Origin of the sequence: Microcoleus sp. Pol10D4 (assembly GCF_036701555.1) — a bacterium.
In the GTDB taxonomy this organism is placed as follows: Bacteria; Cyanobacteriota; Cyanobacteriia; order Cyanobacteriales; family Microcoleaceae; genus Microcoleus.
Genome location: NZ_JAUBRA010000005.1, coordinates 88,592 through 104,123, shown reverse-complemented (window position 1 = coordinate 104,123; position 15,532 = coordinate 88,592). Strand labels below are relative to the sequence as shown.

General features: G+C 44.2%; 14 protein-coding genes. 13 read left to right on the top strand and 1 reads right to left on the bottom strand.

The window, feature by feature from the left end:
- The first annotated feature begins 19 nt into the window (after positions 1-19).
- From QUA36_RS04720 to QUA36_RS04700, 5 genes are all read left to right on the top strand, one after another.
- Complete coding sequence (locus QUA36_RS04720) at positions 20-571, top strand: hypothetical protein (protein WP_333161240.1); 552 nt, start codon at positions 20-22, stop codon at positions 569-571.
- A gap of 178 nt (positions 572-749) precedes the next feature.
- Positions 750-1,307, top strand: coding sequence for a Uma2 family endonuclease (locus tag QUA36_RS04715; protein ID WP_333455876.1), 558 nt, complete (start codon positions 750-752; stop codon positions 1,305-1,307).
- Between the two features lie 213 nt (positions 1,308-1,520).
- Positions 1,521-2,951, top strand: a complete 1,431-nt coding sequence (locus QUA36_RS04710; RefSeq protein WP_333161236.1) for an MFS transporter — start codon at positions 1,521-1,523, stop codon at positions 2,949-2,951.
- Positions 2,952-3,516: 565 nt separating this feature from the next.
- Complete coding sequence (locus QUA36_RS04705; protein WP_333455874.1) at positions 3,517-3,663, top strand: hypothetical protein; 147 nt, start codon at positions 3,517-3,519, stop codon at positions 3,661-3,663.
- A gap of 328 nt (positions 3,664-3,991) precedes the next feature.
- Positions 3,992-6,349 (top strand): polysaccharide biosynthesis tyrosine autokinase, encoded by a 2,358-nt coding sequence (locus QUA36_RS04700; protein ID WP_333455872.1) that lies wholly within the window; start codon positions 3,992-3,994, stop codon positions 6,347-6,349.
- 364 nt (positions 6,350-6,713) lie between these two features.
- Here the strand turns inward: QUA36_RS04700 and QUA36_RS04695 are convergent, their stop codons facing one another.
- Positions 6,714-9,173 carry a CBS domain-containing protein gene (locus QUA36_RS04695; RefSeq protein ID WP_333455870.1) on the bottom strand — a complete coding sequence of 820 codons (2,460 nt, stop codon included), beginning with the start codon at positions 9,171-9,173 and terminating at the stop codon, positions 6,714-6,716.
- Between the two features lie 268 nt (positions 9,174-9,441).
- Here QUA36_RS04695 and QUA36_RS04690 point away from each other — a divergent pair, with 268 nt between their 5' ends.
- The 8 genes from QUA36_RS04690 to arsS all read left to right on the top strand — a co-directional run bounded on the left by QUA36_RS04690 (position 9,442) and on the right by arsS (position 15,469).
- A complete protein-coding gene (locus QUA36_RS04690) occupies positions 9,442-10,116 on the top strand; it encodes a HEAT repeat domain-containing protein (RefSeq protein WP_333161230.1) in 675 nt (224 codons plus the stop codon).
- 177 nt (positions 10,117-10,293) lie between these two features.
- The gene (locus QUA36_RS04685) at positions 10,294-10,548 is read left to right on the top strand and encodes a hypothetical protein (protein WP_333161228.1); all 255 of its coding nucleotides are present in this window, start codon (positions 10,294-10,296) and stop codon (positions 10,546-10,548) included.
- Positions 10,549-10,779: 231 nt separating this feature from the next.
- Positions 10,780-11,895 (top strand): inorganic phosphate transporter, encoded by a 1,116-nt coding sequence (locus QUA36_RS04680; protein ID WP_333455868.1) that lies wholly within the window; start codon positions 10,780-10,782, stop codon positions 11,893-11,895.
- 139 nt (positions 11,896-12,034) lie between these two features.
- Positions 12,035-12,376 carry a metalloregulator ArsR/SmtB family transcription factor gene (locus QUA36_RS04675; RefSeq protein ID WP_333455866.1) on the top strand — a complete coding sequence of 114 codons (342 nt, stop codon included), beginning with the start codon at positions 12,035-12,037 and terminating at the stop codon, positions 12,374-12,376.
- Positions 12,377-12,480: 104 nt separating this feature from the next.
- Positions 12,481-13,185, top strand: coding sequence for an MIP/aquaporin family protein (locus QUA36_RS04670; RefSeq protein ID WP_333455864.1), 705 nt, complete (start codon positions 12,481-12,483; stop codon positions 13,183-13,185).
- 7 nt (positions 13,186-13,192) lie between these two features.
- Entirely contained in the window at positions 13,193-13,852 is a 660-nt protein-coding gene (gene arsH / locus QUA36_RS04665) for an arsenical resistance protein ArsH (protein WP_333455862.1), read from the top strand.
- Between the two features lie 33 nt (positions 13,853-13,885).
- On the top strand, positions 13,886-14,281 hold the full coding sequence (gene arsC, locus QUA36_RS04660) for an arsenate reductase, glutathione/glutaredoxin type (RefSeq protein WP_333455860.1): 396 nt from the start codon (positions 13,886-13,888) through the stop codon (positions 14,279-14,281).
- A 201-nt stretch (positions 14,282-14,482) separates the two neighbouring features.
- Entirely contained in the window at positions 14,483-15,469 is a 987-nt protein-coding gene (gene arsS / locus QUA36_RS04655) for an arsenosugar biosynthesis radical SAM (seleno)protein ArsS (protein ID WP_333455859.1), read from the top strand.
- Positions 15,470-15,532: the final 63 nt, after the last annotated feature.

Here is a 15,532-nt window from a genome sequence, read left to right as displayed (position 1 = left end):
TTATAGGGATTAAAAATTCATGTCAGAACCAAATATTTTCCCAACAACACTGCAAACAGCGAGCCCAAATACAGAAAAATTGTTGTGGCTGTTCGGTTTCCGGATCGACCCCGGCACCGAAATACCAAATCTATATACTCTAATTGTCTATGGAGAACAAGAGCCGCCCTTAGTAGCCGGCGGTCAACTTGTATTTTTTACCCGTCCAGAACTAGCGATTAACGCTCTCCAATTGTGCAATATCGATGTCAGCAAACTGGGAAAGCCACCCACAGAAATAGACGCTATTTGCGACATTGCAGAAACGCTGTACTTGCTCGATGCCGAAGATTTTGACGAGTCAGCTACTATCCTCAACTGTTTGAACGCGCTTTTCGATTTAGTGAAAGCTACTTTAATACCTATGCCAACTGAATACAAGCGCATACTTTATGATTTTGCCGACCATTTGAATATTGAGGAAGAGTTTGCAAGTTTTTTAGACGCAGAAGATATTCAGCGATCGGAAATTGTCAATGCCATTTTGTGGTGTGTGGGAGCAATTACAGCTAAATCTAGATTGCTGACCTAGCAATTTTAGATTTTATATTTTAGATTTTAGATTGGGGATTTGGGATTTAAAGTCGTCCGGGAATCTACCAAAGAAACCGGGTTTTTTACCAGTGTTAAAGTCTCTTATCCAGTATTTTGATAAAAAAACGGTTTCGGCTTTTAGGATAATAGATAATATCGCAAAAGGAAATTGTGCCATGACTGTAACAGATGTACGCTTGTGGACTGTAGAGGAATATCGCCGCATGACCGAAACAGGTATTCTCAATCCCGATGAACGAGTCGAATTAATTGACGGGCAAATTATTTCAATGAGTGCAAAAAATCCTCCCCACGCCGCAACTAATCTCTGTGCAGCCGACTATCTGAGAAATCTGCTGGCAGGACTTGCTTTAATTCGCATCCAAGACCCGGTTACTCTAAGTATAAATTCAGAACCAGAACCGGATATTGCTGTAGTGCAAATTGACCCTCGGCTGTACCAAGATTTTCATCCCGCACCAGACTATATTTTCTTATTAATAGAAATAGCTGACACGACTTTAGAAACAGACCGCAAGCGAAAAGCATCGGCTTATGCTAAGGCGGGAATTACTGATTATTGGATACTTGATGTTAACACGCGGCAAGTTTATGTTTTTCGCGAACCGGGCGAGGCCAACTACCGACAAGAAACAGTATTTAATGAAGATGATGTTTTGTCAATACTGGCATTTCCCGAAATAGAAGTTCAGATTTCGCAACTTTTTCCTTAAGTAGGGGCAGGCTTTACCAAGCATAATTGCCTAAGACAAATAATCTGGTAAACCCGCCCCCACTAACCTATCAATTACCAATTACCCAATTATCAATTACCAAATGTTCAAGCTTATCCCGATCGCTACAAAAAACTTAGTATTAGGGCGTAGCGCGAGTTATACTCCTACTGGAAAGACTGTGACTGCCAAAAAATCTCGAAATCAAAGTTTATGACCAACACTTCCGGGCCTCGACCAGCCGCCGACAACCCCAAAACACAAAAACTCAGTTTCTCAACAAAATTAGCTTACGGTGCCGGCGACCTCGGCCCAGCAATTACCGCTAATGTTTTAGCATTTTACCTCCTAGTTTTTTTTACCAATGTCGCTGGTTTACCTGCCGGTTTAGCCAGTAATATTTTGGTAGTTGGCAAGGTTTGGGATGCCATAAATGACCCGATTGTGGGGGTTTTGAGCGATCGCACTTCTCACCCTTGGGGCCGCCGATATCCTTGGATAATATATGGTGGCATTCCCTTCGGCATATTCTTCTTATTGCAGTGGATTGTACCTAGCACGGATCACACAGTGTTATTTTGGTACTATGTTGGGATCAGCATTTTGTTCAACACCGCCTACACGGCTGTCAATCTTCCCTACACTGCCCTGACTCCAGAACTTACTCAAGACTACAACGAACGCACTAGCCTTAATAGTTTTCGATTTGCTTTCTCCATTGGCGGCAGCATCTTTTCATTAATCTTAGCCCTAATTATCTTTCGTGTATTTGAAAATGACCCCAATCAACAATATTTAGTATTAGGTGCAATCTGTGCAGTTATCTCTGTCTTGCCTTTGTACTGGTGTGTTTTGGGAACTCGCAAGCACGTCGCAGCCCAACTATTAGAAAACGCAGAACTAGATAATTCTACATCCTTGCCACTGAAAGAACAGTTGCAGATTGCATTTAGCAATCGCCCTTTTTTGTACGTAATTGGAATTTATCTTTTTTCTTGGCTGGGAGTGCAGTTGACTGCTACTATTATTCCCTACTTTGTTGTTAACTGGATGCAACAGCCACAGTACGTTTTTAGCTTGGTGGCGATCGCAGTTCAAGGCACTGCATTAATCATGCTATTTGTTTGGAGTAAAGTCAGCGAGAGATACGGCAAAAAAGCCGTATATTTTATGGGTATGAGTTTGTGGATTATTGCCCAAGCTGGACTATTTTTTCTGCAACCAGGACAAGTATTGCAAATGTACGTATTAGCAGTCATGGCAGGTGTCGGAGTTTCCACGGCTTATCTAATACCTTGGTCAATGATACCGGATGTGATCGAACTCGACGAACTGCAAACAGGAGAAAGACGCGAAGGCGTTTTCTATTCGTTTATGGTACTGCTGCAAAAAATCGGATTGGCAGGGGGTTTGTGGTTGGTAGGCCAAGCATTAGAAGGAGCTGGATTTCTATCTACAGTTCCGGGACAGCCTGCACCCGTACAGCCAGAGTCGGCACTGTTTGCGATTCGAGTTGCGATCGGGCCGCTGCCCACAATTGCTTTAATTGCTGGCATGATTCTTACATATTTTTATCCTATAACCCGCGAAGTTCATGCAGAAATATTGCTGAAACTGCGAGAAAGAAAAGCACAAAATCAGTAAGCGCTAATAATGAGTAGTTGGTAAGTAGTCAAATCAAAAAACAACAACTACCGATAGCTAATCTGATCAAGATCAATAGCAATCCTCCCACCCTGTGCGAACTCTTTTTTTTCTTTAACAATGTGTCATCTTCTTATGGCATTGGTTAATTTCCCAAAAAGCCCGTTGCGCGTTTACCGAAAGGATTGCTATAGCTTGCTTGGAGGGCGAATAACAGGGAGAGTTTTAGTAATAGCCCCGCAACCCAGAAACCTAGTTTTTTTACGAAAATACATAAATCGCGCCGCCCCATCCGCCCCGGTAGAAAAACCCCGAATGCTTGAGTTGTTCGATATGTCGATCGGGCTTGAGAACACAAATTATTAAATTTTATGTCTGTCGCGCACTATAGAGAGTAGTTTGTGATATAATTATCACTATCAGTAAATCTATATACTTAATCAGTCATCCATCTCCTCAAAAAGTTTATAATTAAAAGAAGAAACAGATTTTTATCGGAAATTGATTGGATTAGTTGCCGTTCCAAAAAATCTCCTGAATGTGGCTAATTATATCTACATGGGAAATGCAAAACCTTTTAGCCGGTCAGTTAGCGGATAAGTTAACAAATGCTTCTGCCCTGGACTGCGAACCGAAAAATGGCATAGAGGATAAACCAATACCAGCGCCAGCAGCGGCTGAGGTGTTACGGTCAATTGTAAAAGTTTGGTAAAGTTATGGAACCCCCTGTCGGGAAGCTGAGCGACACCTGAAAAAGTTTGCTTCGTCGCCCGGAAACCCGAAATACAAGAACAACGCAGCAGAGCCAAATGCAGTCTGATATAACTCTCCAGCAGTTGTAAAAGAAGTTTTACTACCTGCCTAGCATAGGGATTTAATTATTTTTGTATACTATGTGAAAGTAGTGAGAACTATTAGAAGGAAGTGGGCTCAACCAACCAATAATTTCGTGTGATATCCTTAAGCCAATGCTCAAAGTATCAACCCGAAGGCTCGCAGAAGAAAGCTGATTTTACCCACAAAATATCCAAGAGGTCAACATGGAAAGAGAACAGGACGCTCATATCGTACCCATTAGCAACCAGAGCCGACAGGTGCAGCAATTTTCCGTTGACGAGGGAGAAGATTTAAGCGCGCAGCCTCAGAAAGGATTGAATGTAAAGCCGTTGTTGAGGACTTTTCAGCGACAAGCCCTAATCATTATTGGGATTATAGGTCTAGTAGGCGCTGGAGCTGTTTATCAGATCAAGGGAGGCAAGAAAACATATCAAGGCGATTTTCGGATGCTAGTCGAACCCGTGACAACGGAGGCAAGAATTGCTGATCCATCTGCCCTAGCCAATCGCAGTGAGGGGGGAGGAGTACCTAGTAGAGATTTTTTTAGTTTGGACTACGCAACTCAACTTCAAATTCTCCAGAGTCCTCAGATGCTGGGGGCTATTGTTAAACAAGTCCAAAAACGATATCCACAATTTACCGAGAAACTTCTTCAAAAAGAATTAGCCGTTGTGCGGCTGGGAGAAGATCAGATGACGCTCACTAAAATTTTGGAAGTTCGCTTCATGGGGAATGACCCGGAATTTGTTGAGTTCGTTTTACAAGAAACTAAAAAGAAATATTTAAAGTACAGTCTTGATGAGCGCAAGACTCGGATTGGTGAAGGTGTTAAATTTATTGAAGACCAGCTTCCGGGACTCAATAAGCGCGTAAACAACCTGAAATCGGAGTTACAGGTGATACAGCAGCAGCAAAAGATTACCGATCCTCAAGAACAAGGCGCGCAATTAATCGAGCAGGTTCGTACCGTAGAAACTTTAGAGTTAGAAACTCAAAGGCTACTGCAAGAACAGAAAACGCTGTATGCTAACTTGCAAAAACAATTAGATTTTACACCAAATGAAGCTATTGCTGCTTCAGCTTTAAGCGAAGAACCTCAATATAAAGAGTTACTGACCAAGGTTAAGGAAGTAGAAGGTCAGATTGCTGTAGAAACAGCTCGTTTTAAATCGGCTAACCCTATAGTGGAAGCTTTAGAGCGCAAGCGGGCAAATTTAGTAGCTTTGCTTAACCAGCAAACTGAGCGAATTTTGGGGCAAAATTTAGTAGGCGCCCAAGCCAATTCTAAAGTTCAGAATTTTCAAAATTCTATTCGCATAGGCTTGATTAAACAATTGGTTGATACTGCTAACCAAGTAGAAGTCTTAGAAGCTCGCCTTCAAGCAATCACCCAAACTAAAAACAATTTAAACAGGCAAGCAACACAATTCCCCACCATAGCCCGCCGCTACAACGAACTGCAACAGCAATTAGACGTAGCCGCCCGCACCCGCGATCAACTTTTAAGCCAGCGGGAAACTCTGCGCGTCCAAGCCGCTCAAAGCCAAGTACCTTGGGAAATAATTTCTGAACCACGGATACCGCGAGATGAGAAGGGCAACCGGATTCCAGTTCCATCGAAAGCTAAAAACCAATTTTTGATGGCAGTTGTTGGGGCGCTAGTTTTGGGTCTGGGATCTGCTATCCTCATTGAAAAGCTTCGCAATATTTTCTACTGTGCTGATGACGTTAAAGATGCGGTTGAAGCGCCTTTATTGGGAGCCATTCCTCTGGACAAAAATGCTAGAAAGTTGCCGCCTTCTATTGCTAGTGCCTATGCTTATCTTGAAGGAAAAGAGGGTAATAAGAAAAATGCTGCGGAATTTATAGAAGCTTTTGACTCTCTTTATACTAATATTCGCTTTCTTTCTTCAAATCGAACGATTAGCTCTTTGGCAATTGGTTCGGCTAAAGTTGGCGAAGGCAAATCTACCGTTGCTTTAAACTTAGCTTACGTGGCAGCGCTGGCGGGTCAGCGAGTGCTGTTAGTAGACGCTAATTTGCATTCGCCCAGCCTGCACTTGCTGTTGGAACTCCCTAATGTCAAGGGATTGAGCAACTTGCTCGACCATAAAAACGAACCCAATGAAATTATCCAACGATCGCATCTAGCAGATAATCTTTTTGTATTAACTGCTGGTGTCCCGAATCCTGGTACTGCCCGACGGCTGGCATCATCTCAGATGCAGTATTTAATGGAAGAACTTCACGCAAAATTTGACTTAGTTATCTATGATACGCCGCCGCTGGCGGACAGTAAAGATGCGAATTTTTTAGCGGCGCGCACCGATGGCATACTGATGGTTGTAGCAATTCAGCAGGTTCCCTTTTCTTTAGTCCAAAAAGTTTTCAGTCAATTAGAAAATTTTGGCATACCATGCTTGGGAACAGTTGCGAATCATGCCCCTAAACGCAAGAAGTATCCAGCATCTAGATCATCAGTTGTTGAAGATAAAAATGAATATTTGAATTTGACACCAGCACCGTCTCGTATCCGCAAACTAGCTCCTAAGAAAGAGTGACAACCAACAAAGATGACCTCAAAAAAAAGGATACCAGCCCCCGACAGGAGTCAATCGATTTTCGATTTTCGATTTTCGATTTTAGAGGCGACCCCACGGATAAATGCTCTTTCTTGAGGATTTTTGATTTTCGATTTTGGATTGATTCCACGGATAAATCACGTAGCGGGTACCACCTTTGAAATTCGTAGTCATGGAAATCCCAAAATTTTAGACTCTAGTTCAATCTCCCAGATTTGTCTGTGGAGTAAATCGAAAATCTAAAATCGTTCGACTGAGCGCGACTTGACGCTCGCGCTCGCCGAACCTCTTAGGCAGAAGTCTAAAATCTCAAACCTCAAATCTAAAATTGACTGATGGCGGACTAATTTCCATCCGGGTTGGTAGGAAATGTGACGATAAAATTAGTCCAGCCATTCCTACTTTCAACCTCAATTTTCCCTTGCAACTGTTCCACAAGTTTTTGAACCAAAGCTAAACCCAAACCTGTACCTCCTTGTTTCCAAGGATCTGCGTTGGGAACTCGATAAAATTTCTCAAAAATTCGAGGCAATTCCTCTATGGAAATGGATGATTGATTGCTGAGTGTAAATTGGATTTCTGAAGCCACAGCACTTGCTTCTCGCGAATTTTTCCTTTGTCCTCCTTGTTCCCAGTCTCCGTTTTTGCACTCAACTTTCAGAAAAATTTCGCCGTCATTGGCAGTATATTTGCAGGCATTGTTGAGGAGTTCGGCTAAAATTCGTCCCAAACTAGCGCGGTTGGAACTGATCGTGGGGAGGTGGCGAGCGCACTCTACTCGCAAATCCTGGTGGCGGTCGTGGGCCCGGGTGTAAAACGGGTCGATAATAGTAGGCAGCCAGACTTCTAAGTTTACTGGTTCGAGGTCGATCGGACAAGTTGCGGCTTCGAGCCGCTGCAAATCTAGCAAAGCATTAATCAAATCTGTTTCTCTAGTACATTCTGTTTCTAAAATTTCTAGGTAAATCTGGCGTCGATCGACTGTGGGAGAAATTCTCAGCATATGAATAGCCATTTTTATATTAGCTAAAGGCGTCCGCAGTTCGTGAGAAACTGTGCTGAGAAATTCATCTTTGAGGACATTTAAATGCTGGAGTTCGTGAACTTTTTGCTGCAATTCTGCGGTGCGTTCTTGGACTTGGCGTTCGAGGTCGGTGTTGAGATTTTGGACTTGCTGATAGAGTTGGGCTTGCTGAATGGCGATCGCGATTTGAGTTGCCAGTTGCAGCAGCAAATCCACTTCCGAAGGCTGCCACTGACGGGATTGGGAACACTGATGGACACACATCATCCCCCACAAATTGCCGTCTTGCAAAATTGGTACAATCAAATAAGCTTTGATTTGCGCTTGCTGAAACCGCGCATATTTTTCGGCGATCAAACAGGCTTGGTCGATGTCGGGGACGGCATAAATTTCCTGTTCAATCACCGAAGCAGATTCTTGCCAAATATTATCCGGCATGATTTCTCCCAAGATTGAAGGCCAATTTTCGGCAACGGATTCTGCGACTACAATGCCGTAATTGCTGGACTCTAAATGCAGGATTGCTACTCGGTCAGCTTGCAAAACTTGGCGGACTTCATCGACGCTGGCGTTGAGAATTTCTTCGAGGTTTAAGGATTGGTGAATCCGCAAGGAAATGTGAGTTAACAGGCGATCGCGCTGCAATTGTTCATGGAGTTTTGCAGTCCTTTCCCGCACCTGCTGTTCCAGTTTGGCATTGCGGCTTTGCAGCAGTTCCACTTTTTCGGCTTGCAATTGATAAACCGACTGCTGCAACTGTTTGACAACTCGGTACATTTCGGTGGGGTCGAGGACTCTGAGCAAGCTGGTCTGAGTAATAATTCCCAACAGTTCTCCGCGCCCGCCGCACACGACCAACCGCTGCACTTGTTGCTGCTGCATTTCTTTGTGCGCCGTCCATAGAGAATCGGAAGGTTGAAGAAATTGCAGGGGAGTTCTCATGACTTTTTGAGCTGGGGTTTGCTGGAAATTTAGTTCGAGAAACTGTGCCTGCACAAGGTCATATTCGGTAATAATTCCCAGGGGTTGGTGAAAGGAATAGTGAAAAATGGAGGTATAGTCATCTTTGGGCTTCTCCATTGTTAATTCTTTGTTTTTTGTAATCACTACGCAACTGACTTGATGCTCTGACATCAGTTCGGTTATGCTCTGCAGCGAGGCGGTGTGGGGCGCTGTAATTGGCGTAGTCATTAATTCTGCTACCCGCCGCAATTTAAGAATGTTTGAAGGCTGCAATACTTGGCGAATTCTTTCCCGCGTCAGCACTCCTACCAAGTGGCGAAATTGATTGACGATCGGCAAATAGCGAATCTTGTGCTGGCGAAATAAGGATAAAGCGGTAAACACGTCTTGGTCATCGGATTCTGTGAGGGAGACCGACACCGGGGACATCACTTCGGAAATTGGTATTTTGTGCAGGCCTACTTTGTGCTGGCTGTCTATTTTGCCAGAAGCTATCAGCCTCACTAGGTCGGCGGGAGTTAATATGCCGATTAACAGTCCGCGGCTGGGGTTGTCGGATAAGTTGCCTGTGGTAATAGTCTGCTGGTTCTGTACGACGAACACGCAGCGGGCCCGCACCTTTTCCGGCGCGGATGTTTCGGTTATCGCCCCCCGGTCTGAGGGTACAGGTGTTTTGACTAGGGGACAACTGTTTTGCAACTGACTCATCAGGGCGATCGCCACTGCTAAGGAAGTTTCTGGCCCGGCAGTGAGGGGGTAGCGATCGATCGCTTGTTCTAAGGCTGAGGAGTAAAAGGGCGGGTGGTAGAACGGCATAGTTGATTGCAGGTTGTCAGAGGGCGGCTAACTATCGGGCAAAGCCTTAGGGAACGGCAGAAACACCTCGCCTGTGCTTGGGATTTAAATAATAAACTTTCTCTTTGATTATTTCCACGCAATCTGAACTTTAGATTAATCGTGCCACTAATTCGCAATCTCACTGATCTCAAATTCTTGGGCGGTTTTTACTGCCTGCTTTTCTCCTGAGACTCCCCTATAATCAAAATAACCCGAATGTAAAGTTTTACTACAAGATTTATCCATAATGACAACTTTAAGCTTAGAGCAAATTGCAGCCAAGTTAGAAAGCCAAAATTCAGCCGATCGTATGGTGGCTTTGGCCAACTTGCGGAATGTGCCTGCTGCTGAGGCGGTGCCTTTAATTAAAAAGGTGTTGAACGACGAAAGTTTGCAGGTGCGATCGATGGCTGTGTTTGCTCTCGGGGTCAAACCGACAGCAGAGTGCTATCCTATTCTAGTCAAATTGCTAGAAACTGACCCGGATTACGGCATTCGCGCTGACGCTGCGGGTGCTTTGGGCTATCTGGAAGATATCAGAGCTTTTGATGCTTTGGTGCGGGCTTTTTACGAAGATACTCAATGGCTGGTGCGCTTCAGCGCTGCTGTTTCTCTGGGAAATCTCAAAGATCCCCGGGCCCGCGATGTGCTGCTGAAAGCTCTCGACAGCGAGCAAGTAGTGATCCAGCAGGCGGCAATTTCGGCTTTGGGGGAAATTAAAGATCTTGGGGCGATCGATCGCATCCTCAATTTTGCTCAGTCGGAAGATTGGCTGATCCGCCAGAGGCTGGCTGAAGCTTTGGGCAATTTGCCGAGTGTTAAGAGCGTTTCGGCTTTGAAATACTTAGAAAAAGATAGTAATTCTCAAGTATCTGAGGCTGCAACAATTTCTCTCGATCGCCTGTCAAAAGCAGAAGCGTGACATAAAACTTTTAGTATAATGATTAACCCGGTTTATTCAATAAACCGGGTTAATCAGTATTTTAGCAATCTTAATAAAATTTATAGAGTATTCAGTAAAACCCGAATGTATTATTTAAGCTGCGAGGCTAAATCGCAAGTTAAAATAGTTGTCGAGCTCCTTTAACCCAAACTAACCATGAATCAAGCGCCCAATCCCTTTAACTCAAATCCCTCCAATCCGCTAGACCCTTTGGAGCAAGAAGTTGACGAGCAAGGTGAAGAATTGCCGAGACAGTACCACCCGGCAACTAAAAAAACTCTGCAAAAAGTCTTTATTATCCTGGTAGTTGTCGGAGCAATTATTGGGGGAATTCTATCTATAGGGGTGATTTCGCTGATGCAGAAAGCTGGACTCACTGATGTGCCTGCGCGGGTACAAAATCCTAAGTGAATGGGTGGGTTGAGCGTACCTGAAGCGATCGCCGCCCCTTAATTATAGTATCCTTCAATATCGCGCCCATGTTGCGCGAAATTAAGATGCGCTCGCTCGCCTAGTCCCCAACAAATCTTAATATTTTTATTATTTTTTTTGATGCACCTGTGTCTATACAATCAAATTCGGTGCTCTAGGGGCTTGAGCAAAAAACGGTTTCAAATAAACCACACTTATTCTTAGTAAGATATGTTACTTATTGGGCTATTTCTCGCCACCTTTTTTTTAGCATACTGCAATGGTGCTAATGATAATTTTAAAGGCGTGGCGACACTGTTTGGCAGTCAGACGACTAACTATAAAACAGCAATTAGTTGGGCAACGATCACAACTTTTGCAGGTTCAGTATTTTCTATTTTTCTAGCACAAACCCTGGTAAAAAGCTTTTCGGGAAAAGGGCTAGTTCCAGACGATATCGCCAATGGCACAGATTTTCATTTGGCAGTTGCACTCGCTGCGGGTTTAACCGTTATTCTTGCTACCTTAACTGGATTCCCTATTTCCACAACTCACGGTCTTACAGGTGCTCTTGTCGGTGCAGGTGTAGTCGCAATTGGTACTCAAGTTAATTTGACAGCATTGCAGAACACTTTTCTAATGCCTTTGTTGCTGAGTCCCATGATTGCGATTCCATTAGCAGCTTTAATTTATGGGCTGTCTCGTTACCTGCGAGTTTATTTAGGAATTCAGAAAGAATGGTGTATTTGCGCTGGTCAAATTCAACAGATTATTCCCATTACCCAACCGGATGCAACTAACATACTTAAGTGCATTACAACCGCTGATGTCGCGGTCGATTCTTTAGATAAATGCACGCAAAGGTACGTGGGAAATTTCTTACAAATCCCCAGCCAAAAGTTAGTGGATGTTTGCCATTTTATGAGTGCGGGAATTGTCAGTTTTGCCAGAGGATTGAACGATACTCCGAAAATTGTTTCGCTCATGTTAGTCGGTCAATCAATATCAGTTCAGTGGGGAAGTTTAGCAGTAGGTTTGGGAATGGCGATCGGCGGTTTATTGAATGCTCGAAAAGTGGCAGAAACAATGAGCAAAAAGCTGACAGCAATGAATACCGGTCAAGGGCTGGTGGCAAACTTAGTGACGGGATTTTTAGTTATTGCTGCCAGTCGCTATGGACTTCCAGTTTCTACTACCCATGTTTCGGTAGGTTCAATCTTTGGTGTGGGATTGATTTCAAAAAAAGCTAATATGCGCGTTTTCTATCAGATTCTACTATCATGGATTTTGACCTTGCCAATTGCTGCTGCAATCAGCGGCGGCGCTTACTGGGTATTGCATCGGTAAGAGAATTAATCGTTAGTCCTAGAAGAGAAGGAGTTCGCAGTTGATTTGGGATTGTCATCAAAGGATAACCCGATCAAATCTAACGGTAAAAACAAGAAATCGCACCGGGAGTTTTTGAATAAAATTTTAAGGGTAATTTATGGTTAAAAATTCTCCGATCGCGCCTCCTGTTGCAGATAAATTGATTGCTGCTGGCTTTCACGCTCTTTCTGACCCCCTGCGGCTTCAGATTTTGGAGTTGCTGCGGGAACAGGAGTTGTGCGTGTGCGATTTGTGCGATCGACTTTCTGTCCCTCAGCCTAAACTCTCTTTCCACCTCAAAACCCTAAAAGAAGCCGGTTTAGTTCGCAGCCGCCAAGAAGGCCGCTGGATTTACTACAGCCTCAATTTAGGCCAGTTTGTCGCCCTCGAACAGTACCTCGCCGAATACCGCCGCTTCAGCCAGATCCTGCCGGCGCGGCCTTGTTCCGACGCTGGTTAACCCATCAACATTTCTTAATCACTCAAATACTGATATTGCTGTTTTGATGATTGACATATCAAATTTTATTGATATGATGTGATGGAACCAATTAGTTGAGATCGATGGATGCAACAGCTCATAGGTTAGCTTGTGCTCGGCCCGATTGCAGGCGAGAGGCGATCGCCGAATTTCTAGGTACATTTATTTTGGTTTTTGCAGGCACCGGCGCGGTGATGGTTAACAAAACTAGCACTGGTTCCGTAACTCATTTAGGCATCAGTTTTGTATTTGGGGCAGTAGTAACTGCGATGATTTACGCCCTAGGACACATCAGCGGTGCACACTTTAATCCGGCCGTAACTTTAGGGTTTTGGGCGAGCGGTTTTTTCCCAAAATACAAAGTTTTGCCTTACGTTTTAGCGCAGTGTGCGGGTGCGATCGCAGCTTCTCAACTGCTGCTAATTACCCTAGGAAAAGTAGCAAATCTCGGTGCAACTCTCCCTCTCAATGGTAACTGGTTGCAGTCTCTAATTTTAGAAACTGTTTTGACCTTTATCTTAATGTTTGTTATCCTCGGTTCAGGACTTGACAGACGCGCTCACATCGGATTTGCCGGGATAGCAATTGGGTTAACTGTAGGGTTAGAAGCTGCATTTATGGGGCCGATTACCGGAGCGAGCATGAATCCGGCACGCTCTCTCGGCCCGGCTTTAATTGGCTGTATTTGGGAACACCACTGGGTTTACTGGGTTGCTCCTATTTGGGGAGCACAATTAGCAGTCGCAGTTTATCGGGAAATATCTAACGGATTTCGGGATTTTAATTGAAAGCATTATGGCAAATTTTACGCACAAACCGAGAATTTTGTTTCTATACGGCTCGTTAAGAGAGCGTTCTTACAGCCGCTTATTGGCAGAAGAATCGGCTCGAATTATTGAGGGCTTCGGTGCCGAAGTTAGGTTTTTTAATCCTCTAGAATTGCCGATTTATGGTAGCGTTCCCGATACGCATCCGAAGGTTCAAGAATTACGGGAATTGAGCCTGTGGTCGGAGGGTCAAGTGTGGTCGAGTCCAGAAATGCACGGCAATATTACCGGCATTATGAAAAACCAAATTGACTGGATTCCTTTAAGTATTGGGGCTGTCAGACCGACTCAAGGCCGAACTTTGGCGGTGATGCAAGTCAGCGGTGGTTCGCAGTCTTTTAATGCTGTCAATACTTTGAGAATTTTGGGCCGCTGGATGCGGATGTTTACGATTCCAAATCAGTCTTCGGTTGCTAAGGCTTATCAGGAGTTTAACGATGATGGGACGATGAAGGATTCGCCTTATCGCGATCGCGCGATCGACGTGATGGAGGAACTGTACAAGTTTACCTTGCTGTTGCGGGAGCAAGCCGACTATTTGACAGATCGCTACAGCGAACGCAAGGAACAAGCCGCTAAAGAGGCGATCGCACTAGCAAATCGCGCCCTTGAAACATCTAACCAATAACCAACAACTAACAACTCACAACCAACAAAAACCATGAAAAAAGTAATGTTTGTTTGCAAAAGAAACTCCTGCCGATCGCAAATGGCAGAAGGATTCGCTAAAACCATCGGAGCCGGCCTGATTGGAGTCACCAGTTCCGGGTTAGAATCAAGCAGAGTTCATCCGACAGCAATTCAAGTCATGTCAGAAATCGGCATTGATATCACCGATCAAACATCCAACCCATTAAACGAATTCAATGCAGAAGACTACGATGCAGTAATTTCTCTCTGTGGCTGCGGTGTGAATTTACCCGAAGCGTGGGTATTGCGACAAGTGTTTGAAGATTGGCAACTCGACGATCCCGACGGACAACCCATCGAAACTTTTCACCGCGTTCGAGATGAAATTAAAGCACGAGTTGAAACATTAGTTGACTCTCTAAAGTAAGATTAATCGTCCTACACGCACGGGTGGTCAGAAACCGGGTTTTTTTCCCAGAAGACGCTTTACATCCCGCAAAAACGGCAAAAAACCCGGTTTCTTGGGTTTTGATGCGTCCAGAACTATTAGAATTAGTGCTAAATTATGAGAGGCGTTTCTCTGGAACGCCTCTACATTCGTTGCGAGCAGAGACCAAAAGGTGAGCAAATGATTCAGACAGCAGTCACGCCTTTCAAAAACAAAATTAACTCAGCTTTAACTAAGAAGCAGATTACAGTTTTACAAATTAATCTCGGCAAACGCTGCAACCTGGCTTGCACTCACTGCCACGTAGAAGCTAGCCCGAAACGAACAGAAGAACTTTCCCCAGAAATTTGCGACCAATTAATTGAGATCATTCGCCGCTTTCCTCAAATTCAAAGTGTTGACCTCACCGGCGGTGCTCCCGAAATGCTTTACGGTTTTAAACCGCTGGCGGAAGCTGCCAGGGCGGCAGGTAAAGAGGTAATTGTTCGTTCTAATTTGACGATTTACTTTGAAAAAGGTTTTGAAGATATTCCCGAATATTGCGCGCAGCATCAACTCAGAATTGTGGCGTCGCTTCCCTGCTATCAAGCTGACAATGTGGACAAAATGCGCGGCAACGGTGTTTTTGACAGTTCGATTCGGGCGCTGCAAAAGCTAAATCATTTGGGATACGGAAAAAACCCAAATTTAATTCTCGATTTGGTGTATAATCCCCAAGTGCCGGCAACAGACAAGTTTTCACTAACACCGGAACAAGGCAAGTTAGAGGAAGATTACAAGGTTTATTTAGCCGAACATTTTGGGATTTGTTTTAATCAATTGTTCGCGATTACTAATTTGCCGGTGGGACGGACTAAGTTTCATTTGGAACATAAGAAACTTCACAAGCCTTATCTGGGGTTTTTGGAGGATAATTTTAATCCCGGTACTCTGGAACATTTAATGTGTCGTAACGAATTGTCGATCGACTATTTGGGCAATGTCTACGACTGCGATTTTAACCAGATGGAAAATCTGCCGGCGAAAACTGGCAGCGGGGAAAAGATAAATACTGCTAAATTGCTCGAATCTGGCAGTTTAGATGTGATTCAAGAGGTGCAAACGGCTGCTTATTGTTACGGCTGTACGGCGGGTAGCGGTTCTAGCTGCGGTGGTACTTTGATTTGAGAAGGAAGAAGGAAGAAGGAAGAAGGAAGAAGGAAGAAGGAAGAAACTATGCTCTTGGGCCAG